Raw genomic sequence first — 22,985 nt, forward strand, 5'->3', positions numbered from 1 at the left:
TTGTTGCATAAAAATCATACAAATCTTTAAGTTCCTAATTTACTAATTTGAGTATAGAAAAAAACCCCTTCCTGTTTGTGATCTAAGCCTTATTTACCTAGAGAAAGAATAGCGCATAAGAGGGGCCTTTAGATACTCAGGGCGTAAGTTTTATTAGAATTTGCGAAAAGAGTTGAATGAGAAGTTGCCAAAAAATTGTCGAACAAGATTATTTAAGGCGAAAATTTCTCTAAAATTCGATCAGTAAAAACTTTCTTTTTATTTTTATTTTTTATAATTACTCAGTTTTTCAGATGGAAAACTGAAAGCCCTAGCGCTTGATTTTAGGTATTAATTGACTTGATTAACAATAAGGAAGGTAGAGATGACCCAAACATTAGAGAGAGAAAAAGTAAAAGTCGACACGAAGCAGATAGAAGCGTTAATTCACGCAGCTGTTAGAAAAATAGCGGGAGAAAAGGAAAACGACATTTGTCGGTATTTGCCTGTTGATACAGGAGGTTACATTCACCATTTTACCATGCGAAAATTGAAAGCAGAAGATCCTATTGAATTGGCTGATTTAATTCAAAAATACATTATCGATCCCGAAGCACCTACTCTTGTAACTCCTAAACCAAGAGCTGCTAGAGGTTCTAGAAAACGACGAGATCAATTCCAGTTTTCTAAGCAAGATATTGAACGCATGCTAAACATGGCTCGTTTGGCCGGCGATAAAGATATGGTTAGAAAATTAACTCCTAAAAAAGATCTTCGTACTATTAAAAGAGAATTAATTGCTTCGATTCGTCATGGGAAAATTGATGCGGAACTGTGGAATTTGTATGTGGAAAGTATCACTAGCCAACACAACCCAATGAATGCAATTCTTCCTTCGCCAACTTTGGTTTAAAAAAATTGAATAGATTTTTCAATTGATTTACGAAAGCACTCTTATGTTAGGAGTGCTTTCGTCTTTTTAGAGCTTTGCTTTTCCAACATTTTTCTTGCCTTTTTAATCGAAAGAGTTTAAATTCTTAAATTTAAAGAATAAGCTTATCATATAAAACGGTCTTGCGTTTTGTAGATAATGGCTAGAATTGAAAAAATATGAACTAATTTGAGGTTGGTTTTATGACAAATGAATCCAAGCCAGAGTTTGGGCCGGCGCGCTCATTTTTTTGGCCTGTGCATAATTATGAGTTGAAGAAACTCTTGCCCATGTTTTTAATGTTTTTTTGTATTTCTTTTAATTATACCATTTTAAGGGATACGAAGGATACTTTAATTGTGACTTCTTCTGGAGCAGAAGCAATCCCTTTCTTGAAAGTTTGGGGCGTGGTGCCTGCTGCTGTTGTTTTCATGCTAATTTATGCCAAATTGAGCAACATTCTTAGCAAGGAAAACCTTTTTTATGTCACCATTACTCCCTTTATTGTTTTCTTTGCCTTATTTACCACACTGCTTTACCCCAATAGAGAACTTTTACATCCTACGACTTCTGCAGAGTACATTCAATCTTTCCTACCTGCAGGTTTAGCAGGGTTAGTTGCTTGTTATCGCAATTGGACATATTCTCTCTTTTACATTCTTTCCGAATTATGGGGAAGCGCCGTTCTTTCCTTGATGTTCTGGGGGTTTGCAAACGACATCATGAAAGTGGCGGAAGCGAAACGTTTTTACACTTTGCTTGGATTAGGTGCAAACGTCGCATTGCTCGCTTCGGGCCCTACCATTATGTATTTTTCTGACATTCGAAAACACCTTCCCCCTGATGTGGATGCATGGCAAGTTTCCCTTAACTACTTGATGGGAGCTGTGGTTATCGCAGGCATTTGTGTGATTACTGTTTATTGGTGGATGCAGCGTAACGTGCTAACAGATCCTCGTTACTACGATCCAAATGATATAAAACAACCTAAGAAATCCAAGCCTAAAATGTCTATCATGGAAAGCTTCGTCTTTTTGGGTAAATCTAAATACATTCTTTGCATCGCCATCTTAGTTATCTGCTACGGAATTTCCATTAACCTCGTTGAAGTAACCTGGAAAAACCAGCTTAAATTGCAATATCCTAATCCCAATGAATACAGTACCTTTATGGGAGCTTTCTCTACCTTTACTGGTGCTACCACCATCATTATGATGTTCGTGGGTGGATACATTATCCGTAAGAAAGGATGGGGATTTGCAGCGATGGCAACGCCTGTTGTATTGCTGATTACAGCGCTTGGATTCTTCTCCTTCGTTATCTTCCGAGACTTATTACAAGGCTATGTGGCTATGTTGGGCACAACTCCGCTGATGCTTGCTGTAGTCATTGGAATGATTCAGAATATTATGAGTAAATCTACCAAGTATTCTCTATTTGATCCGACCAAAGAGATGGCATACATCCCTCTCGACCAAGAGTCAAAAGTTAAAGGAAAAGCAGCCATTGACGTGGTAGGAGCTCGCCTTGGAAAATCGGGTGGCTCATTCATCCAACAAGGACTCCTTGTACTCTTTGGAACAATCAGCGCAATTACTCCTTACGTCGCGATTGCCACAATTGGCGTGATTGTTGTATGGATAATGGCAGTGCGCTCGCTGAATAAGCAATTTGTGGCTCTTACATCTGCGGGAGAAACTGCACCAAAGCCAGCAGTCCCGCCTGTAGCAGGCGTGAAATAAAGAATCTCTTTTGAAGGAAAGAGTGAATGAACCAGCTATAAATGTGCTTATAGCTGGTTTTTTTTTGATCTGATATTTTAGCTTTTTGATCTTTTATGCAGTACCTTGCATAAAAAGAATGCCATTCTGAAGCTGTCTCGAAAGAAATATAACAAACAAGGACCATCCTCCCTTATTTCTTAAACGTCCATTTCTCTCATTGAATTAATAGCTGGGCTTTTTTTATAGTTTCTTTGAAGCAACTTTATAGCCATTAGCATGGCATACAGGATCTTAATGGGAAATTATTTATTCACGTCAGAATCTGTCGCTATGGGACATCCTGACAAAATTGCCGATCAAATTTCGGACGCTATCTTAGATGCATGCCTAGAGAAAGATCCTTTCTCTCGGGTTGCCTGTGAAACGCTTGTGACTGCGGGGCTGGTCATGCTGGTAGGGGAGATAACGACGACAGCAAATGTGAATTACCAAGATGTTGTACGGCGCACCATTCAAGAAATCGGATATCAAGAAGGCTTTTTAGGATTTGATTTTCGTTCATGTGGCATTTTGGCTTCTTTACATACGCAATCCCCCGATATAGCGCTTGGTATTCAAGAAGAAGCGCTAAATGAAATGGGGGCAGGAGATCAGGGCTCAGTATTTGGATATGCTTCTGATGAAACACCCCAGCTAATGCCGTGGCCCATAGCTCTTGCGCACGCGTTTGTGCGAGAGTTATATCGCCTTAGAGTTTCTAAAGAACTCCCTTACTTACGTCCCGATGGGAAAGTACAGGTAACGGTGGAATATAATGAATACGGTTGCCCATTACGCGTGCACAATGTGGTCATTTCTACGCAGCATTCTGCCGATGTAGATAACCAAACCATCTATGATGATATGAGGTGTCTTGCGCGCCGAATAGTCCCTCCGCAACTCATGGATAGCAATACGCTTTTCTTTATTAATCCCACTGGACGCTTTGTATTAGGAGGGCCTGTAGTGGATACAGGATTAACAGGAAGAAAAATTATCGTCGATACGTATGGAGGGATGGCTCGTCATGGAGGGGGCGCATTCTCAGGCAAGGATCCCACCAAAATCGACCGTTCGGCTTGTTATATGGCTCGGTATATTGCCAAAAATCTCGTGAAGGCCAATTTAGCCAGGCGTTGCGAAATTCAGCTTTCTTATGCCATAGGGGTATCTCGGCCAACGGCTTTGCATATTCAAACCTTTGGAACTTCAAAGTATAGTAGCGAACAGCTTGAACAAGCCGTGCGCGCCGTTTTTCCGTTGACTCCCCATGGGTTGATCGAAATGTTGGATCTTCGCCGTCCTATTTATAAAAAGACTGCCTTTAGCGGACATTTTGGGCGGGAAGATCCTGAATTCACCTGGGAAAAAACGGATCAAGTCCAGGCTTTGCAGAAGGCAATAGAAAAGCATGTCCCTTAATCGGATAGAGATGGCGCCTCTAGTAGTAGAATTGCAGTGTCTTCAGGGTGCCCAAGTTTTAGACTGCATTCAAGCAGAACAAAGAAAAATTTTGATTGTTTGTAAAACGAACAAGGGATCGATCTTAAACTTATTGCTGTGTTTTCAAGAACCCTTCCTGCGTTTTCATTTAACTTTTCAAAAATGGCGGGCGAACCACGCCGAGCTGCCTAGAAAACTTTATTTTTATTTGAAAGAGAGCTGTCTTGTAAAAATTGAACAGCTCAATCATGATCGCATTTTGCACCTGACTTTTCAAAAAGAGAAGCAATGCTTTCAATTAATTGGGGAATTTTTCTCCAAGCGTCCAAATCTATTTTTAACAGATTCTCAAAATAATATATTGGTGGCTCTAAATCCTACTCAAGCGGCTATTTATTCCTTACCTACCCACCATCCAAATGCTTTGACAACTCAAAATGAAGAAAATCTTTTAAGTAAAGAGATTGAAAATCGCTATTGTCATTTGGAGAAAGTGGCCGCTTTCCAGAAAGAAAAACAGGCTTTATGCCGAGAGATCAAAGAAAAAATAAGAAGGGGGGAGAGATACATCCAAAAACATACCCAAGAATTGCAATATTTGACGAAGTGGGAAAGTTTTCAGCAAGAAGGAGAACTGATTCAAGCCAATTTATTTCGTATCAAAAAAGGGGTGGTTTGCCTACAAGTTGAAGACTGGTTTCATGAAGGGCAGCTACACACTTTAAAGTTTGACGAACATCAAGAACCGTCCGTTCATATTGCCCAGCTGTTTCAAAAAGCTAAAAAAATGAAGCGGGGAGTAGAGCGTTGCCAAGCACTCCTCAATCAAGCATCAGCAGACATTAAAGGTTGGGAGCAGAGGCTTAGTCTGGCTGAAAACGTTTCGACGGAGCAGGAACTGCAAGAGATACGTGAAAAATGGAAGCTTTATCACCATGGCGAGCAACAAAAACAACCAGTTTCCCTTCCATTTTTTGAGTACCAATCGGAAACAGGCTTGAAAATTTGGGTGGGGAAAGGCGCTAAGCAAAATGAAAGTTTAACTTTTTCGTATGCGCGTGGATCAGATTGGTGGCTTCATGCGCGAGATTTTCCGGGAGCACATGTTGTCATCCCGGTTCCTAAAGGGCAACGGCCCGATAGCGAAACCTTAAAGGATGGTTTGCAACTCGCTCTGGCTTATAGCAGAGCAAAAAATCAAGGAAAAACAGAGATTATTTTGACTCAATGTAAGCATATATCCCGCTTCGGGCGCAAAAGGTTAGGACAAGTGCACGTGTCTTTCTATGAAATCTTTTACGAAAGCTTTGATGTCGAACGCTTTCAAAAAATTAAGAAGCGCAAAATCAACTAGCTCCGGTCATTTTGAAGCGATTATCGCATGCTTCGAATTTATAAAAACCTTTAGATTTAAGAAGTAATAAGGTAAATATGATGGATTACATTTAGCCAAATCTTATTCTTCAACTTTTCATGATCCTCTCTCTTTACGAGAAGAACAACTGGCTGAGTCGCGTTTGAAAAGGAACTAAAGATGAAATCGCTTGTGTTTTTTGCATTATTAATTTGTGTGGCTTCAGGATGTACGCGCCCTTTTTGCGATTACGCGATTGTGGGTGCAGATGAATTTGTGACCGATTCCTATAAAATTCGGGAAGGAAAATTTGGCATTCTAGAAATGGAAGGGATAGAAACAGGTGGTATTCCTTCTGAAGCCATGGAAGAATATCAAGATACCATTGCCGAAGATGATGTATTAAACGTGGTGGTTTACCATCCCAAGCGAAAAGATTTAATGGAATCTTTTCAATTCATTAATGAAAAAGTAGGGGGGTTTAGAATTTATCAAGGTAAGCTCGAGCTTCCAGACATTGAATCCATCTATGTTGAAGGACTGACCTTGGAAGAAGCTCGTCTGGAAGTACAAGCTCGCTTGAGCGAACATATCCAAGATGTGGAAGTTTTCATTGGTTATAAGGATCGGTTGTTAAGGAAAGTGGAATTAGCTGGCCTTGTGAAAGTTCCGGCGGTTCCTGTCGATGGAAAAATTCGATTATTTGAGGTTCTTTCAAAAGCAGCCCCCCCTCCGCAAGCGAATTTATACATGAGCTATGTTTTGAGAAACGGCCAGCCCTTGCCTGTCGATCTATATAAATTAATGAATGGAGGCGACATGAGTCAAAACATTGTGATGAGGGGAGGCGATAAAATTTTCATTGCAAGCCCTTCAGATGCTACCGTTATGCTTATGGGCGAAGTCGGCTTACCTACTGCTGTGAGTTTGCCGTACGGCTTTATGTCTTTGCGGGAAGCGCTAGTAGCCGCAAGAGGAATTCCTTATACAGGGGATAGGCGGCGCATTCAGGTTATTAGAGGAAATATTCCTTGCCCCAAAATCTATGTATTAGCTTGGGAACATATTATCCACCTTCCAAATAACAGCTTACTTCTCATGCCAGGAGATACGGTATATGTCTCCGAAAAACCAATTACTTCTTGGAACCGCTTTATCAACCAACTCCTTCCCAGTTTCCAGGGAGTGCAAGCAGCTTATGGCGTTTATCGCTTAACAACAGATTAAGGCTCGGGTATATGGATCGGAATGAAGAGATTTTTTTAGTCACGTTTTCAGATTTTTGGACGGCAATTAAAAAAGCTAAAAAACGGCTTTTTTATTGGGCATTAGCCTGTGCCTGTTTGGGATTTACCTATGCGATTATTCAGCCTATTGAATTTATCATCGAAGCGACTTTTAAAGAAAAAGGAGCCAAAGATCCCGGGTTAAGCAATCAGGTATTTTCTTCGCTTTTAAGTGGGGGAGAAACAAGTAAAAGTGAAGCTTTGGTGGTCATGAAATCAAATCGTTTGCTTCAAGATGTGATTAGGATACACGGGATACAGGCTGATTTGCGTCAAGAAGGGTGGACTTTCCCCCTGTTTAAACGGATGAAAAACAATCTCCGCACCGAATACTCCTATCTGCGCAATCGCTTAGTGCCCGCCGTTAAAGATTTCCAAGAAAATTTAAAAGTGACCCAAGTTGAATATGAAGGGGAAATTCCTCTGATTCTTTCTATCCGTTTCTTAACAGAAAACACGTATCAAATCTCCGAAAACCATGCTCATTTACTTGGAGAAGGTGTTTTAGGCATTCCCTTTACCACTAAGGACTTCCAGGTAGTTTTAGAAAGAGGAAATAGTGCTCCTTTGACAGGCCAAGAATACACCTTAACGTTCAGAGCTATTCGACATGTGGTGAAAGACTTATTCTCAAGGCTAAACGTAGAATCTGATACGCAAAATAGAAATATTTTAAAACTGACCTATTTTTGGCCAAACCGGCAAGAGGGGTGCAAGCATTTAAATACGATCATGGCTTTTTATCAAGCTTTATTAAAAAAAGAGCACCAACGTGTTTCCCAAGAACAGATTAATTATTTGGAAAATAGGCGGGAAATGATGCGAGCGGGGTTGCATGACATGATGCAAAATTTCGCGGACCGTGTATCCTCTGATGTGGCCAATACAGGCTTTACCAATACAGAAGAGGGAATTCGTTTTCTTGCTGAAGCTTTACAAAAACATAGGCAAAAATTGCTAGATATTAATTTGGAAATAGAACGGTTAGAAAGAGCCCAAAATGGAAATATTGTTTTCCTCGATCGGCAAGGTTCAAGTGACCCTCAAGTGATCAATGCGATGTTAGCTGAAATCAGAACCCTTAAGCAAGAGTGCGATGGGCTTAATTTAGTCGTGCGCCGCCACTCTCCCTATCAAGATCGAGACCATAGAAATCTTTTTGCCAAGCAGATCCAAGAACATGAACAAGCCCAAAAGTATATGGATGAAGCCAAACAGATCTTGGCATGCTTGGAAGGAGATGATATTCAAGGGATCCAAGTCAAACATTTAGATCATTCAGACTATTTTGTTAATCTGTGGAATGCTAAGCTGGAAGAAGCTTATCGCAATTTTGCCACCTGTTCTTTAGAAGAAAGGGTTCCGCGAAAGAAAGAATTCCTCTCTTGTAAGGCAAACTACCTTGCTTATCTCCATCAGTTAACCCATTATTTTGAAGTCCTTGAAAATACTCTAAGTGAAAGGATCGCCAGGCAGCAACTTCCTCAAAAACAGTTTCAGGGGATTAGCTTACCGACAGCGAACTCGCTCTATGTACAGCTAAGTACAGAGGTAAGCCAAGCAGAAACGCTTTTAAAACAAAGAGATTTTATTATTGCTCAGTTAGAGGACGAAACTTTCGAAATCAGTTCCTTAAGCTCGGTTTTAACAGATTCTGTCAGCCGCCAAATGATCGACCGAGCAGGGACTCTTGCCCTATCCTTGCAAGACCAGGCAAATCGCAGCGCAAAAGAACAAGCGCGCCTTAGAGAAGAGTTAGATTTGCAAAAGCAATTCTTAAAAGCTCACTTAAACCAAACGCAACAACTCACCCGCTTGCAAATTGAGCTTCTCACAAATAAAATCTGTGCCCTGCAAAATGTGATCTTAGAGTTAAGCCAGCAAAAAATCTCCGTCCTAGAAACAAATTTAGGGAATTTCCTTCAGAGCCGCTTAGATAATCTTAAAGAAGAAAAAGAGGCGGTGCAAGAGCAATTGAAAGACTTACAATATCAACTTCAGCAATTGCCCTCCCGCTGGATTGCAGAAAAGCTGGTGAATTTGCAAATGGCTTCTAATCAGGCCATGGTGGAAGAGCTAACACGCCTAGTGGAAACCAAAAATACTGCGAGCAACTTAGAAATTATTCAATCAGCCCCTTTAGATTTTGCAGAGCCCCCTTTGCACCCTCGCTCGCCAAAATTGCTATTGTTTACTCTGCTGGGAGCCGTTTTTGGAACATTCTTGGCCGCAGGAAAAGTGGTTATCGAAGCGATCTTGGAGGGAATCCCAGCAAGTGAAGAAAACCTTACAGCCTCGGGTTTTTTAGTTTTAGGGCGCCTGTCTACCTCTTTTCAAGACTGGGATAATAGCTTAATCAGCGAACAAGATAAGGATACATTGAGAAAAGCAGCTGCTTTTATTCATTCAGGTAAAGAATGCCTATCAAAAGGAAAAGTGACCCTATTATTGGAAGGCAAAGGAGCGGAATATTGTCGCAGTTTAGCCACGCTACTTTCTAAAACAGGATCGAAGATTTTAATTCTTCCTCTAACACAAATGGCAGAAAGTTCTCGAGAGGATAGTGGCTTAATTCCCTATCTCGAAACGGGCCAAAAAGTCCCTTCTATTATCCAATGCCCCTCTTTTGATGCGATACCGGCAGGCGCTACCTCTCGTTACGAGGCAGAATTGTTGGCTTCGTCGCAGTTTAATCAATACCTTGCCTCTCTTTTGCCCAACTATGACGGGATTTTTGTGGTGAGCCATTCTTCTGTAAATAGTGGAGATGCCAAATTGCTGCTTGGGCATTACTCGAATGCTATCATTAGCGTCACGCACGAATCCCTGGATGACTTGAAAGAATGCTGTGCATCTCTTTCTGAGAATGGGCCGGCTATTAGACGCGCTTTCATCTTTTCCTAAAAATGAGCGAAGAACGAGTAAGCCGTTTCATTTGTTTGCCTTAGATTTAGGCTATACCTTTTTTATTTTAATTGAATAAAATTGGTTTAATTTATAAATTGGCACCACCATACTTTTTAAATGATTAATCGGCGGCATTATTATGAATCAAATAAATGATTTTTTGTTGGCAGAAATTAAAGCAAAAAATGTTCCGACTTCTGAAAAAGTTGCTAATTTTTTGTTAAAGCCCACCCAATATCTTTGGAATGGAAAGAAAATAGATTTTATTCAAGAAAATGGCCAAAAAGCTGTTCAAATAGACCTTATTTATCAAGTGAATGAACATTCATGGTTAAAAACAGCTTGCATGATTACCTTGCTTATCCCTGCTACTTTTTTAGGAGCTATTTTAAAAATTTATGCGACTTGTAGATACCACAGGGGAGAAGACGATACTTTCATGAAAAAATGTTTAAAACAAGGTGCAATGGGGAAAATACTTACTCCTCGAGGCCAAAGCCAATTTGGAGAAAAAGTTCGCGATTTTATTGAGACATTGCAATCAACAGGTTCTTGGAATGCACATCTGGCAAATACTAATAAGCCCTTGTTTCTTTCAGAAATTAAAGGTATGAGACTTCTTTATGAAGAAAATCATCCGAGTGCTTTTGGAGGCTGGGGAAAAGAATATATGCCTAAAGCAGCTGCAACCAATCGTAAAATCTTAGACAACATTCACTTGCTCTGGAATTTGTCCTCTATTAATTTTGCTGATCATTATGCATTGTCTTCGCCTGAAATGGAAAAAGAAGCATTAAAGGAAATTAATCCCTATGTAATTTCACTGCAAGTTGATCAGTTAAAATTTACCAAACCGGTAAAAGCAAAAGCTTTTTTCGCTAGTTAATTCCATAAAATGGCATTTATGACTGGCTGGCGGCAATTTCGAGAAGCAGGGCCTTCTAGATAGCGGGAGGTTTTCTGAGAAGTTCCAACTTTTAAATTTTTCTCTTCTTCTATAACCTTTGCCGGAGATCTAAGGGATCTGTTGATTTGTTTTAAAATTGGATTTCTTATACAGTCCAGGAAGAGTTTATAAAACTTTTTGCAAACGGAGGACGGCTTCTGCTACCTTTTCCCGCTGCCCAAAAGCACTTAAGCGAACAAATCCTTCACCTGCAGGTCCAAAGCCTGAGCCCGGAGTTGTCACGATTTGAGCTTTTTCTAGCAACGTTTGAAAAACTTCCCACGACTTTTGACCGGGGAAGCGGACCCATACATAAGGAGCATTGGTTCCTCCATAAATTTCCAGGCGGGAATGTTTGAGCCCTTCCACAATCAAGCGCGCATTTTCAAGGTAGAAACGGGTCAGCTGTTGCATTTCCTCAAATCCTTGGTCAGACAAGGCGGCGATCCCTCCATGTTGGGCAATGTTGGAAGCCCCGTTGAATAACGTAGTAAAAAGACGTGTCCAGTCCTTAATCACCGGCGTTCCATCCTCAAAGAGGAGTTTTTCAGGAACCACTGTCCAGCCTAATCGAACTCCCGTAAATCCGGCAATTTTAGAAAAAGACCCCATTTCGATGGCCACTTCTTGAGCTCCCTCAATTTCATAAATGGAGCGTGGTAAAGAGGGATCTTGGATATAATGGGCATAGGCAGAATCGAACAGGATGATTGATTGATGGGCTTTTGCAAATTGGATCAGCTTCCTTAATTGGGCATGGTTAGCGACAGCACCGGTGGGATTATTGGGTGAGCAAAAATAAATCAAGTTGGCAGGTGGTGCGGTTTCCAACGAGGGAAAAAAGTGATTCTCCGGGGTACAAGGCATATAGCAAATCTTTTTAACCCCGTGAAGCATGCTTCCTTCTACATAAACAGGATAAGCAGGGTCTTGCACTGCAATCGAGACATCCCCTCCAAAAAGCGTTTGCAAGCGCCCAATATCGCACTTGGCTCCATCAGAGATAAAGACTTCGTGCGCAGCAATACGGTTACCGTAGATTTTTTCAGCTACACGTTCTCTAAGTAAATTTTGACCTTGCTCTTGCGCATATCCGGTGTACCCTTCTTTAGTTCCTAGGAGGGTCGCTCCCTTTATCAAGCCTTCTGTAATGGTCGCAGGAATAGGCTCAGTGGTATCCCCAATCCCTAGGCTAATTAATTCGGCATGGGCGTGCTGCGCCAGATATTGCTGTTTGCGTTGGTTGATTTCGGGAAAAAGGTAGGTAGGTTTTAAAGTGCTAAAATGGGGGTTGCGTTTTGTCATGAGAGATATCTTTGGGTAAAAAGTAATTCCGCATTCAAGATCCCTCCGCCTGCAGCTCCTCTTAAAGTATTATGAGAAAGAGCCACAAAACGAAAGTCCAATAAATTGCAAGGGCGAAGGCGTCCTACGGTGATTGACATTCCTTTGCCCACATCGCGGTCCAAACGTGGTTGAGGGCGATTGGGTTCTTTCCGATACAGAATTGTTTTTTGGGGAGCTGAGGGGAGTTGCAAGGTTTGCGTCATAGGGGCGTAGGAATTCCAAACGGCAAGAATCTCTTCTTGCGAAGGGGTTTTTGAAAACTTTACAGAGACACAGGCTAAATGTCCATCTAGAACCGGTACACGATTGCAATGAGCAGAGATATGGATTTGAGAAGTGGGGACAATTTCGTGATTAAGAATACTTCCAAATATTTTAAGAGGCTCATTTTCCGATTTTTCCTCTTCTTCAGCGATATAGGGAACTATATTTTCACAGATATCCCATGAAGGGATTCCCGGGTAGCCAGCGCCACTGACAGCTTGCATGGTTGTCACCCAGATTTTTTGAACTTGAAATGTTTCATGCAAGGCTGCCAAAGGGATCATATAACTTTGGATGGAACAATTGGGTTTTGTCACAATGAATCCCTTTTTCCATCCTCTTTTTTTTTGTTGCATAGGGAGAATGGAGAGGTGAGAGGCGTTTACCTCGGGGATTAAGATAGGGACGTCGGCAGTTTGTCGATGGTAGCTCGCATTGGAAATCACAGGAAGGCCTGCAGCGGCATACTGCTCTTCATACTCTTGGGCGGTGTCAGAATCAACGGCAGAAAAAACAAATCGGCACTTGTTTAAAGCGGTAGAAATTTGATCGATTGGCTCCACATACAATTGACTTTCACGTTTGGGAATAGGGGTTGGCATATGCCATCGCTTTTCAACTGCTGCTTGGTATGTTTTCCCAGCAGAATGTGTAGAAGCACAAAGAAAGGTCACTTCAAACCAGGGATGATTCTCTAGCAAGCGCAAATAATGTTGCCCTACCATACCTGTGGCGCCTAAAATTCCCACGGGGATTTTTTCCATGATTGACCTAGCCTTTGATTAAATCCATCTCATGCAACAGCTGGTTAAGCTTAGCTTTATTTTCTGGTAAAAGATCGCATAAGGGCAGACGGCAGCCTCCAGAAGGGTATCCACATATCTGCATGGCTGTTTTGATGGGAGATGGATTTACTTCTATAAAAGCCGCTTTAAACAAAGCTAAAAGCTTGTAATGGCTTTCTTGAGCTAAATCGAACCGTCCTGTCAAAGCTTGGTCGACCATCTGGCTAACTTGCTCAGGAACTAGATTGCTGACGACCGAAATCACCCCTTGGGCTCCTAAGGAAATCATCGGTAGAGTTAAAGCATCATCTCCGCATAAAACGTGAAAATTAAAGCAAGTTTTACGAGCTTGTTGAATAATGTCGGTTGTTTGTAGCAAATTTCCTGCGGCGTCCTTAATTCCCGCTATATGGGGAAGAGCAGCGATTCGTTGCAGGGTGGCTACTTCGATATTTACTCCAGCTCGGCCAGGAATATTGTACACATACATGGGCAAAGAGACTTGCTGGGATAGGGCTTCAAAATGTCTAAAAATGCCTTCTTGTGAAGGTTTGTTATAATAGGGGGCGACCACTAAAAGGGCATTGGCTCCCAAATCTTGGGCTTTTTTTGCTTTTTCGACGGTGTGTTGGGTGTTATTACAGCCCACTCCAACCATGACGGGGATTTTATTTTTAACTTCTTGAATGGCTATTTTAATGATGCGCGTTTGCTCTTCAGAAGATAAGGTAGGAGATTCGCCGGTCGTTCCTAAAACTAGGATCCCATTTACGCCGGCTTTAACTTGGAAGTGGATATTTTCCCTTAACCCTTGCTCGTCTAGATGCAGCTGCTCAGTAAAGGGAGTAATAAGAGCCGTAATTGTTCCTTTTAATGACATAAAAATTTCTCTAAGTTAAGGCATTCTTCAAAAGTGTAAATTCCTTTTTTATCCAGGAGCCATTCTGCTGCCCGAAGAGCTCCTTCAGCAAATCCTTCCCGGCTGCGAGCTTCATGAGTAAATGAAAGAGTATCTGCAAACGTGTCAAAAAGGACGGTATGCGTTCCAGGAAATGTGCCGCAGCGGACGCTTGAAAAAGACAAAGGGGGATTAAGCTTAAGTTCTTCATTAAGCACTTGAGCAAGCTTTTTTGCGGTTCCTGAAGGGCTGTCTAATTTTTGGTGATGATGATATTCAATGCCTGCAGCTGCGTATTCGGGAAAATAGGCCATGAGTTGGGCAGCATGGCGAATCATTTTCAGAAAGAGGTGGATGCCTAAAGAAAAATTGGGGCTATACAAAACTCCCACTTGATACTTATCGATCAAGTTTTTGAGTTGGCTCAGTTTGTCGTACCATCCTGTGGTACCTATCACAGTGGGGAGACCGTGCTTGCAAATTTTTTCTAGATTCTCTAGAACCGACTCAGGTGTTGAAAATTCAATGCACACCTCAGCCTTGTGAATATTTTTCCACTCTTCACAATCGGCAGAGGTAACCCGCGAAACGATCTGGTGCTCTTTTTGGGTTGCGAGCTTTTCAATCATTTGCCCCATTTTTCCATAGCCTATTAATGCAATTTTCATTACGCGCTCCCGATTGCTTTCTTCCATCATTCCATGTTTTTACTTAAAACTCAACTTGTACTCCAAGGGTTTAAACCCTTATTTAGACATTTTATGGATGAGTTCTACGGCTGGGATTAAACGGATGGTTCCCTCTAGCTCGCGCATAAATAAAGCCCATTCCGTAATGGCCTTTCGGGAAATATAGACAACATCTCCAGGAATAAGGAGGAGATTTTGATTGGGCTCTTGGGCTACAACCTCCCAAGGGAAGGAGTAGATTTTTGGGAAGGAGATGTTTCCTCGAATCACTTGAATATGGTTTTTATTTGCTGTGAATTGCATGCCGCGTGCAAGGGTAAGCGCTTCTTTCAGCGAAATATATCCCGCTAATAAAGGAATACGTTTAGGGGAGAGGACCTCTCCTAAAACCATGGCAACCTGATCAGTTGGGCTGGCAATAAAAATTTTGTCTCCCCCTTTCATCACGATGTTCTGGCTCATATCCCCCTTTTTTAGAAGTCGGAATAAATCTAGCCTAAGGGGCATATTCTCTCTTAAAACATAACTTGCAAATAGATTGGCGGTAGGGGGGATAAAGGCTTTGCTCAAAACTTCATATAATCTTAATTGCCCATCTGCACAGGAGGGGGGAGGGGAAACCATGCCGGTGACAATAATTTTATGGAATGCTTTACTTTTGAAAGAGAGATAAACTTCAAGGCCGCTGATTTGTTCTCTATATTGCTCTTTTATTTTTTGACGAGCCTCCGGAAGGGTCATCCCTTTTACTTTTAAAGCGTTCAATCCTGGCAAGGAGATCTTCCCATTCACCACTCGAAATCCCCCTGCGCGATCGTTAATCAATTGGATGGCAGCCATGAGATCGCGGCGAGAAGGGTGATAAAGTGTGATAGTCAGAATATCCTCTTCGTCAATTATCGGGTAATAGGGTGTAAAAGCATCGTTTGGAAGTTCGGCAAATAAATGCCCTTGCAGCTCTTCGATGGCGAATTTCCCTTCTTTTTGGATCTTTTGCGAGTCTAGTACAAATTCGCCAGCATCCAAAATATTGTAGGGAGTAGCGTAAGAAGAGGCGTGTAAAAAAAGCAAGACAAGTAATAATAGGCACATAGTGGCTCGATAAAAAGAGGCTTGTAAGGTAATCTATCATTTTCTGCACTTTCCTGCATTAAACTTTAAGCTTTCTTTGGAAACTCTTAAAATCTAAACTTAACATAATGCTCTTATGGAAAAAAGTTTGTGGTTATTCTAGCGATTTTGTTACGATTTCCTCTTTACCAAGAGCAAGCCAATTTGAAGGGAGGACTTGAACCTTATGCTCCATTTTTTTCGAACTTATGAGCGATATTTTTATCTCGTAATCACTTTTGTGATTGTGATCACATTCTCTTTTTTTGGGACTTATAATGAGATTATTTCCTCCCCAGGAACTGATGAAACAGCCTTTTATAAGGTAGATGGTTCAAAAGTAGGCCGCACTGACGTGCAAAATATTGTGCATTTTATCGCGACTGATTCAGAGGATAAGCTATCTTATGGAGGCATGTGGGGGCCCAATTTTTTGAATGATGGGGTGATTAAAAAAGACTTTCTCCAAACAGGATTAGCAGAAGTTTTAATCCACCATTATCAGAAGGATTTAAAAGACGAGCTTCAAAAAAAGCTAGAAAAAGAAAAACATTTTTCCCTTTATACCCATCCGCAAGCAAAGTTTGTGGGGGTCGAATCGGTCTGGAATTACCTTGCGCCAGACATGAAAACAAACTTTGATATTTTGCGTTTTTCTGACAAAGCGACAGATTCTCAAAGCTTGGCATCTCGAGTAAAGCTCTTTTTAGGCCAAAGTCAACTTCCTCCGGCTTTGCTTAGTAATGTGTTGCGCTATCAAGAAAGGCAATATGACTGGATTTCTCCCGATCTCAATTTAGAGCGCATGGACCTCTCTCTGTTTGGTTATCACACAATTGAAGATTGGTTTGGGTCCCGTTTTGTCCATTTGGTTGCTCAATTTATTGTAAATGCAGCGACGATTGCCGAGCAAAAAGGGTATGTGGTGACAAAAGAAGAGGCTCTTGCAGATTTAGTTCAGCACTCAGAAAAAAGTTTTCAAGAAAATCAATCAAGTCCCTATTTGGGCTTAGCGAGCAGTCGCGAATATTTCCATGAACAGTTGCGCCGAATGGGAATGGAACAAACAAAAGCTGTGCAAATCTGGAGGCAGGTTTTACTTTTTAGACGCCTTTTTCACGACGTGGGCAGTTCTGTTTTTATAGACCCTTTAACCATCGGGCAAATCCATCAATTTGGAAATGAATCGGTGACAGGGGATGTTTATCATTTGCCCCCCTCTTTAAGATTTGCTGATTGGCGTTCCCTGCAAAAATTTGAAGTTTACCTCGAGGCGATTGCGAAAAGGAGAGTAGCAACAAAAAATTTACTGCATTTGCCTACCCAATTGCGTAGTGTAGAGCAGGTTGTAAAGTTGGCACCGGAATTAGTGCAAAAAAAATATACGGTCGAAATAGCAGAAGTAGATAAAAAGTCTTTGCAATCTCTGTTTGGAATCAAAGAAACATGGAATTGGGAAGTACAAGAGGCAAACTGGGATAAGCTTACCGTCCACTTTCCAGAGTTAGCTTCGCCGAAAGCTGATACGAAAGAAACGCGCTTTGCTGTGCTGGAAAATTTAGATCAAAAAATTCGAGCTAGGATAGATGCTTTTGCACGGTCGCAAATGATAGAAGAGAATCCTGCTAAGCTATCAAAGGCATTACAGGAAGTAAAATCGAAAGTAGTGACTGTAGGGCTTCTTAAAAAAGGGGGATTTACGCTTATTAAAGGTCTTAAAGATTCTCAAGAGCTCATGAATTTATTAGATAAAGCTCCTTTAAAAGGACAGGCCGCTAGCTCTCCTGAAGAGGGAGAAGCAGAAGAAAAATTAAAACATTTTACCGCGAATGGAACTCACTATTACAGGATTGAAGTGTTGCAAAAAGCTCCTGCTGAAACGATCATGACCTTCCAAGAAGCTGACCAACAGGGAATTTTGGATGAGCTTTTAACTCGAACTTTGGAAAATTATTACACCAAAATACGGGAAGAAAGAGAAGAAGAATTCCAGCATGAAGACAAAACGTGGAAAGATTTTGCGACGGTACAAGCTAAAGTCGCAGAAACTTACTTCCAGCCTTTGTTATCTGCTATTAATGTAGATTACCAAAAAAATAAACCGAAAGACAGCAGTCAATTGATTCAAACTTTGACACCTGAATTGAGTGCACCGCTGCGTTTTTATGCTTACATGCGAGAAGCTAGGCAAGCCATTCAAAAAACTCCTGAACAGGTTACAGAATGGGTGAATGAGGCCTCTTCAAAAACTGATGCTGACGACCTTAAAAGTCAATGGAAGCTTGTAAAAGAGGCTTATAAAATTGACCGGGATCATGAGGCGACTGGGATAGCAAAAGAGAAGGCTCTTAAAATGAGTGAAGGTGACTGGTCACCCGTTACGCCTCTTCCCAATGGGGATATCCATTTCTTTACCATTCAAACTAAAGGCGTTCGTGAAGACAGCCATGAATTTGAAAGGCAAATGAGTGTGGCTCATCGCCTATTGTCAGATGACGCTCAGCAAGTCTTAATGAGGAAAGTGTTGAAAGAAATCTCAGATAAACAAGCGATTTCGCTGGCTTATCTCACCCGTTCTTATGAAGCAGGTGTAGCAGAGGAATCTAAATAGGGAGGGAAAATGGATAACTTTGTTCCTGTAAGCCCCCTTAATTTTTTTCAGATTCAAGCAGATTGCTATCCATGTGAAATGGAGAGAAAGCACCCCTTTCTCTCCAAGCCTATTCACGAGAAGTTTTTTCTGCCCGATAATTCAGGTTTATCCAGCGAAGAACCATTTGCCAAGGTTGCTTTAGGGTGGCATGCTGAAGGAATTGCTTGTACTGTTCAACTTCAGGCTCCTTTCGTGGAAGCTCATTATCCCAATATTCAGAATGGGGATAGTATCGAGCTTTTTCTAGACACGCGAGACATGAAAAATGCGGGTTTTAATACCCGTTTTTGCCACCATTTTTTCTTTTTAGCCAAAAGCGTAGAAGGAGTTTCTTGTGGAGAAATTACCCGTTTCCGCACTGAGGATTCCCATGAATTATGCGATCCTAGCGAACTGCAAATGAAAGTAGATTTTACTTCTAAGGATCATACGTTCTATATTTTTATTCCCCGGCAGTGTTTACATGGATATGATCCAGAACAGTTTGATCGGCTGGGCTTTACCTATCGAATTAACCGTCCAAAAAGGCCATCTCAGCATTTTTCTGTGCTCTCCAATGAATACCAAATCGATCAACAACCAGCTCTGTGGGGGAGTTTAAAGTTAATCCATGCCAAAAACAGCTCTAAATAGCCATCATGCTTTGAGGTTAATAAAGGAGAAGCCATGAAAAGATATACAGAATCGCACGAGTGGATAGAACTGGAAGGCCCCATCGGGACTATTGGAGTGACAGCTTATGCAAAGCAGGAATTGGGAGACATTGTGTATGTAGAGCTCCCCTATGTAGGCAAAAAAGTTTTTAAAGGTGGTGAGGCGGCTGTACTTGAATCTACCAAGGCCGCTTCAGATGTCTATTCTCCTGTTTCCGGAACAATTTTAGAGGTAAACGATCAGCTTTCTACTGAAGTACAAAAAATCAATGACTCGCCCGAAAAAGAGGGGTGGCTCTTTAAAGTACAGCTTGACAATTTAGAAGAAGTTGCGTCACTTATGACTTGGGAAGAATATCAGAAATCATTAGGCTAGCAGCTACAGGTAAATTTTATTTCCTCCAGCGCCTTAAAATCTAGCTCATTTAAAAGAACTAAGCACAGTACATCTTATTCGGTGGGATTGCGATTCCCGTAAATAATACAGGCCTAAATCACGCTTTGTATGCAAAAGGGTCCGCCCAAAAAGTCAAATCAGAAGGGCGGTTCCTTAAAAATAGCTTTGTTTTAAGATCTGGAAAGTTAGAGCAGTGAGAAGCTTTTTTTTAAGTCTTCTCATTTCTTAAGCATCACATACTCAGTCTTATGCAATTTTACAATTAATCAAAAAGTAAATGATTTTTTCCTACTTGTAATGTTTTTAGGATTTAGTTAGTGTGACCCTATTCTTTCTTTAAGCGGTGCTGATCGTTTTTTTATATTTTAAACGTGGCTTACAATCAAAGGAATTGGCGATGAATGTCGAGTTTTCATTAATAAATAAATTTCCTAAGTCTGCTAACATAAAAAGTAACGAAGCTTCTTTTTCAACTTTTTTCATTAATTCGTTTGTATCTCAGACGGCTCTTCAAGCAGCAAACAAACCCAGAAAAGTAACAAGCATTAAATGTTTCTTCACCCGTATCGTGCGCAAAATTGTCAAATTTTTTGAAAAGTTTATGTCTGCACTTATTCGAACGGTAAAAAAACCTTTCAAGAAACGCGCTGTATTTGTTATACCCACGCCTCCTCCCTCCCCGGCGCTTCCGGCTATCAAGAAAACTTCCAATCAGCTAAAAGGCCAAGCATCTCATCTAGCTTCTCCTTCTCTTGCGCAGGCTAGCGCTCCAGCACCAAATTTTCCTCATAAACCTTCTCCAAGCTTTGCAACCCCTACGAATAAAGATTTGCAAAACTTTTTGGTAAAAAAAGATTCAAACAAATCTCTCACTCTTAGAAACCTTGTTGAGGCCAAAGATTCAATTCCATTAAAGAGTTCAGGTGAGGAGGCTTCATCAGAGGGGCTAACTGTGCGACAGAAAATTGCAAAATTGAATGGAGCCCACACTCCCCTTCTAGAGACCAAGCCTCAACCACCAAAGTCTGTAAGCCAAGCGGCAAAAAGGGAAGAAAATCTTCAACAAATACCCATTTCTGTTGGTCCAGATGAAGCTTTACCACCCAAAATCCCCCTGAAAGCATCTGAGGAAATCACACCCCCAGTAGTAAAGACAAATGGCAAAGAAGCACCCACCTCGGAGATTTGGACAAATACTGACAAGCCAGAAAATGGACAAGTGCTTATGAGATCGGGAGCTATCGATCGTGTGATTTTTCCAACCATGCAGCCTACTGCAAATGGAGTGATTTCGGTGAAAGCGGGACATATGAATCCCTCGCTAAGTTCAGAGTTTGTGAAGATAGGGGAATATCCAGAAGATCATGATCATGCTGAATCTTCTTTACCGGAAGAAATAGTGTTTAATAGAGATAAGGCCTTAAAGAGGGAAGCTGATCCGGTGAAGATGGATAAAGGCTCCCATTCTTCGGGTTCGACCTCGCCTCAAAGCTCTCCCTTGGCTCAAGAGGCAGAAAGAAAGGGGGAAGAGGGGCAAATGCGGTCGTTAGCAAGCTCCGATTTTATTGATTTAGCGATCTCTTCTTCAGAAAATGCTAAGCCTGCTACAAATGGAAAAACTGATTTTGCGGCCATGAAAGCGGCGCAAGTTTGGAACCAGAAAGGTCAAATGAAGGCTCTGAAAGAGGAAGATGTTAAAGCAAATAAGACCCAGGAAGCGCTCAAGGCTTCAAGCCCAGCTCCTATTCAGGGCACTACCCTGCAAAAAGGTGCACGAGATCGCATTAAAGCCGACCTAGAAAAATTTTTGAGTCCCAAACCCAACATTTGCATGACTCCTGAACGTCCAGCTTGTTCTACCCCTAATCCTTCTCTCTATGACCTACCTCTTACATGGGAGACCCCTCTAAAAGAAAACGGGAGTTCCAAGCTGCGAAAGGGCGTGTTGTGGCCTGAAGGTAACCCAATAGCTCAGTTAAATAGTCCTGTTAAAACGGATGATATCTTGTTCGCTTATGGCTCAAAATCCTCTGAATCCAATCCTGGGGATTCTCCTGTTTTAAGTCGCATTAACAGTCCGAACAAGCTGGTACATTTGACTAAAGACAGGCCTGTACGGCCCACACGCTCTCCTTCAAAAAAGATGGTGAAGAAAGATGCTTTTCCAGAAGCTTAACCATTCTCTCCAGGCATCCTGTTTAGGATGCCTTGGGTCTTTTAGCGAGTTTTTCCGTGACATATGTTTCTGGCAAAAGGTCGCAAATTAAATTTTGAGAAAATTCCTCTAATTGCTCCTTTCGCGTATGATCACTTCTATAAATGGTATAGATGACCTCTTCAAAAAAGAGGGCCTTAATCCAATTTTCTTTCTCTGGAAATAATTTAATCGATTCTTCTAACCAAAGGTCGAGCGGGACCTCACTATAAGCCTCTTCGACTATCTGCTGGCTGTAAGGTTTAAGACAGTTAGAAATTAAGCTATGGATCGCTTGCTTTTTGGAAGATTCACTGTGGCAAAAATGGTGCTTGGCAGAATGAAATAATTGAAATAGAGAAGTTGTGTTTGGAAAAGCTGGGTCTCTTGTTTCTTTAAAAAATACTTCCAATGATTCCCCTACCTGGGTTTTAAAATGAAGGATTCTTCCTTCATCACTCAGCTCAAGTTGCTGGTGAACTCCCGGACGTACTGTCGCTCGCATGGCTTCCCAGTACGCTTCTAAAGCCATAGGATCTGCGGCAGTTAAATTGACATGTTCAAAAGCTTTATCTTCGTTAGCATCTAGGCTTGATTTTTCTTTTTTGCGAATTTCTGAAGCCTCACTTCCGGCTTTATGTGTAAAACCTCCCATGAGCTGCAAGCGGAAAGAATCAAGCTTTTTTGTATACCTTAACACTGATCGGCACACTTTAATAAAGGGCTGGGTTGAGCTTTGATATAAGCTGGACGGGGAAATTTTAGATAATTCGCCATTTGCTTGATTAGTTATTTTCAGATCTTTTTGAGAGGGAATTAGATAGCCGTTGAATTTTCTCAAGGCAAACTTTAGCCGGGCCCAAGTTCTTTTCTTGGGCTCTTCGGAGCATTGATTCCATTTCTGAAAGATTTGAAAGTAATTTTTAAAAAGCGCAGCTGCTCGCAAAGTGTAGTAATTGGGGGAAGTGATTGCTTCTACTTTATCGTTTTCTCTCACGATTTTACGCAAACGTGTGTTTGCCTTATTGATAACTTGAATCGATTGGGCCACTAACTTAAGCTTTTGGTCGGTGGCTTGCTGCCGCTCTTGTCGCTTTTTTTTGGAAAGGATACTGGAAATTAAACGACTGATCTCAGCAAGGCGGGCGTGTATCCATGAATATTTGGGGAGGGAGACAAAGACTTTCTCTTCTTCTATCGTAACATTCGAGATTCCGTAGTGAGAAATTTTTGCCACTTCCTGGATAGCATCGAAATAAGTGAGATATTCTTGTTGGGTAAGATTTGCGATCATAAAGGATCCCTTGATGTTGAAAAACAGTTAAAGGATTTATTCTAAAAGATTCGCTGTTTCCAACAAATAGAAATTTCCGTAAAATTTAGCTT

The 22,985-nt window shown here is 41.3% G+C and carries 17 protein-coding genes; 11 read left to right on the plus strand and 6 right to left on the minus strand.

Annotated features, from left to right (window positions below; translation table 11 throughout):
- Positions 1 to 364: 364 nt before the first annotated feature.
- From PARA125_RS02700 to PARA125_RS02730, 7 genes are all read left to right on the plus strand, one after another.
- The gene (locus PARA125_RS02700) at positions 365 to 892 is read left to right on the plus strand and encodes a hypothetical protein (protein ID WP_213157175.1); all 528 of its coding nucleotides are present in this window, start codon (positions 365 to 367) and stop codon (positions 890 to 892) included.
- A 221-nt stretch (positions 893 to 1,113) separates the two neighbouring features.
- Positions 1,114 to 2,652 carry an NTP/NDP exchange transporter gene (locus PARA125_RS02705; protein ID WP_213157176.1) on the plus strand — a complete coding sequence of 513 codons (1,539 nt, stop codon included), beginning with the start codon at positions 1,114 to 1,116 and terminating at the stop codon, positions 2,650 to 2,652.
- A 276-nt stretch (positions 2,653 to 2,928) separates the two neighbouring features.
- Complete coding sequence (gene metK, locus PARA125_RS02710; protein WP_213157177.1) at positions 2,929 to 4,095, plus strand: methionine adenosyltransferase; 1,167 nt, start codon at positions 2,929 to 2,931, stop codon at positions 4,093 to 4,095.
- Complete coding sequence (locus tag PARA125_RS02715) at positions 4,085 to 5,470, plus strand: NFACT RNA binding domain-containing protein (RefSeq protein ID WP_213157178.1); 1,386 nt, start codon at positions 4,085 to 4,087, stop codon at positions 5,468 to 5,470. Before metK ends, PARA125_RS02715 begins: the two co-directional genes overlap by 11 nt.
- Before the next feature lie 180 nt (positions 5,471 to 5,650).
- On the plus strand, positions 5,651 to 6,697 hold the full coding sequence (locus tag PARA125_RS02720) for a polysaccharide biosynthesis/export family protein (protein ID WP_213157179.1): 1,047 nt from the start codon (positions 5,651 to 5,653) through the stop codon (positions 6,695 to 6,697).
- Between the two features lie 11 nt (positions 6,698 to 6,708).
- The gene (locus tag PARA125_RS02725) at positions 6,709 to 9,660 is read left to right on the plus strand and encodes a hypothetical protein (RefSeq protein ID WP_249274139.1); all 2,952 of its coding nucleotides are present in this window, start codon (positions 6,709 to 6,711) and stop codon (positions 9,658 to 9,660) included.
- A gap of 142 nt (positions 9,661 to 9,802) precedes the next feature.
- A complete protein-coding gene (locus PARA125_RS02730) occupies positions 9,803 to 10,549 on the plus strand; it encodes a hypothetical protein (RefSeq protein ID WP_213157180.1) in 747 nt (248 codons plus the stop codon).
- A 186-nt stretch (positions 10,550 to 10,735) separates the two neighbouring features.
- On the opposite strand, the gene PARA125_RS02735 is transcribed toward PARA125_RS02730, so the two are convergent.
- The 5 genes from PARA125_RS02735 to PARA125_RS02755 form a co-directional block, all read right to left on the minus strand.
- Entirely contained in the window at positions 10,736 to 11,914 is a 1,179-nt protein-coding gene (locus PARA125_RS02735) for an LL-diaminopimelate aminotransferase (protein WP_213157181.1), read from the minus strand.
- Positions 11,911 to 12,984: an aspartate-semialdehyde dehydrogenase gene (gene asd, locus PARA125_RS02740; RefSeq protein WP_213157182.1), complete on the minus strand. Its 1,074-nt coding sequence runs from the start codon at positions 12,982 to 12,984 to the stop codon at positions 11,911 to 11,913. Before asd ends, PARA125_RS02735 begins: the two co-directional genes overlap by 4 nt.
- Before the next feature lie 7 nt (positions 12,985 to 12,991).
- Positions 12,992 to 13,885, minus strand: coding sequence for a 4-hydroxy-tetrahydrodipicolinate synthase (gene dapA / locus PARA125_RS02745; protein ID WP_213157183.1), 894 nt, complete (start codon positions 13,883 to 13,885; stop codon positions 12,992 to 12,994).
- Complete coding sequence (locus tag PARA125_RS02750; RefSeq protein WP_213157184.1) at positions 13,876 to 14,571, minus strand: 4-hydroxy-tetrahydrodipicolinate reductase; 696 nt, start codon at positions 14,569 to 14,571, stop codon at positions 13,876 to 13,878. The genes dapA and PARA125_RS02750 overlap by 10 nt, the downstream gene beginning before the upstream one ends.
- 78 nt (positions 14,572 to 14,649) lie before the next feature.
- A complete protein-coding gene (locus PARA125_RS02755) occupies positions 14,650 to 15,684 on the minus strand; it encodes a polysaccharide biosynthesis/export family protein (RefSeq protein ID WP_213157185.1) in 1,035 nt (344 codons plus the stop codon).
- 205 nt (positions 15,685 to 15,889) lie between these two features.
- Here PARA125_RS02755 and PARA125_RS02760 point away from each other — a divergent pair, with 205 nt between their 5' ends.
- The 4 genes from PARA125_RS02760 to PARA125_RS02775 all read left to right on the plus strand — a co-directional run bounded on the left by PARA125_RS02760 (position 15,890) and on the right by PARA125_RS02775 (position 21,581).
- Positions 15,890 to 18,313, plus strand: coding sequence for a SurA N-terminal domain-containing protein (locus PARA125_RS02760; RefSeq protein WP_213157186.1), 2,424 nt, complete (start codon positions 15,890 to 15,892; stop codon positions 18,311 to 18,313).
- Between the two features lie 9 nt (positions 18,314 to 18,322).
- The gene (locus PARA125_RS02765) at positions 18,323 to 18,988 is read left to right on the plus strand and encodes a DOMON domain-containing protein (RefSeq protein ID WP_213157187.1); all 666 of its coding nucleotides are present in this window, start codon (positions 18,323 to 18,325) and stop codon (positions 18,986 to 18,988) included.
- 33 nt (positions 18,989 to 19,021) lie between these two features.
- Positions 19,022 to 19,384 (plus strand): glycine cleavage system protein GcvH, encoded by a 363-nt coding sequence (gene gcvH / locus PARA125_RS02770; protein WP_213157188.1) that lies wholly within the window; start codon positions 19,022 to 19,024, stop codon positions 19,382 to 19,384.
- A 418-nt stretch (positions 19,385 to 19,802) separates the two neighbouring features.
- Entirely contained in the window at positions 19,803 to 21,581 is a 1,779-nt protein-coding gene (locus PARA125_RS02775; RefSeq protein WP_213157189.1) for a hypothetical protein, read from the plus strand.
- 22 nt (positions 21,582 to 21,603) lie between these two features.
- Here the strand turns inward: PARA125_RS02775 and PARA125_RS02780 are convergent, their stop codons facing one another.
- Positions 21,604 to 22,893 carry a hypothetical protein gene (locus tag PARA125_RS02780; RefSeq protein WP_213157190.1) on the minus strand — a complete coding sequence of 430 codons (1,290 nt, stop codon included), beginning with the start codon at positions 22,891 to 22,893 and terminating at the stop codon, positions 21,604 to 21,606.
- Between the last annotated feature and the right edge of the window lie 92 nt (positions 22,894 to 22,985).

Origin of the sequence: Parachlamydia sp. AcF125, from assembly GCF_018342475.1 — a bacterium.
Taxonomy (GTDB): Bacteria; Chlamydiota; Chlamydiia; order Chlamydiales; family Parachlamydiaceae; genus Parachlamydia.

Bases quoted from the DNA above. Each gene is read 5' to 3' on its own strand.
- PARA125_RS02780 (WP_213157190.1), bottom strand. From the start codon at position 22,893: ATGATCGCAAATCTTACCCAACAAGAATATCTCACTTATTTCGATGCT.
- PARA125_RS02735 (WP_213157181.1), bottom strand. From the start codon at position 11,914: ATGACAAAACGCAACCCCCATTTTAGCACTTTAAAACCTACCTACCTT.
- PARA125_RS02765 (WP_213157187.1), top strand. From the start codon at position 18,323: ATGGATAACTTTGTTCCTGTAAGCCCCCTTAATTTTTTTCAGATTCAA.
- dapA (WP_213157183.1), bottom strand. From the start codon at position 13,885: ATGTCATTAAAAGGAACAATTACGGCTCTTATTACTCCCTTTACTGAG.
- PARA125_RS02730 (WP_213157180.1), top strand. From the start codon at position 9,803: ATGAATCAAATAAATGATTTTTTGTTGGCAGAAATTAAAGCAAAAAAT.
- gcvH (WP_213157188.1), top strand. From the start codon at position 19,022: ATGAAAAGATATACAGAATCGCACGAGTGGATAGAACTGGAAGGCCCC.
- PARA125_RS02760 (WP_213157186.1), top strand. From the start codon at position 15,890: ATGCTCCATTTTTTTCGAACTTATGAGCGATATTTTTATCTCGTAATC.
- metK (WP_213157177.1), top strand. From the start codon at position 2,929: ATGGGAAATTATTTATTCACGTCAGAATCTGTCGCTATGGGACATCCT.
- PARA125_RS02750 (WP_213157184.1), bottom strand. From the start codon at position 14,571: ATGAAAATTGCATTAATAGGCTATGGAAAAATGGGGCAAATGATTGAA.
- PARA125_RS02725 (WP_249274139.1), top strand. From the start codon at position 6,709: ATGGATCGGAATGAAGAGATTTTTTTAGTCACGTTTTCAGATTTTTGG.
- asd (WP_213157182.1), bottom strand. From the start codon at position 12,984: ATGGAAAAAATCCCCGTGGGAATTTTAGGCGCCACAGGTATGGTAGGG.
- PARA125_RS02775 (WP_213157189.1), top strand. From the start codon at position 19,803: ATGAATGTCGAGTTTTCATTAATAAATAAATTTCCTAAGTCTGCTAAC.
- PARA125_RS02700 (WP_213157175.1), top strand. From the start codon at position 365: ATGACCCAAACATTAGAGAGAGAAAAAGTAAAAGTCGACACGAAGCAG.
- PARA125_RS02755 (WP_213157185.1), bottom strand. From the start codon at position 15,684: ATGTGCCTATTATTACTTGTCTTGCTTTTTTTACACGCCTCTTCTTAC.
- PARA125_RS02720 (WP_213157179.1), top strand. From the start codon at position 5,651: ATGAAATCGCTTGTGTTTTTTGCATTATTAATTTGTGTGGCTTCAGGA.
- PARA125_RS02705 (WP_213157176.1), top strand. From the start codon at position 1,114: ATGACAAATGAATCCAAGCCAGAGTTTGGGCCGGCGCGCTCATTTTTT.
- PARA125_RS02715 (WP_213157178.1), top strand. From the start codon at position 4,085: ATGTCCCTTAATCGGATAGAGATGGCGCCTCTAGTAGTAGAATTGCAG.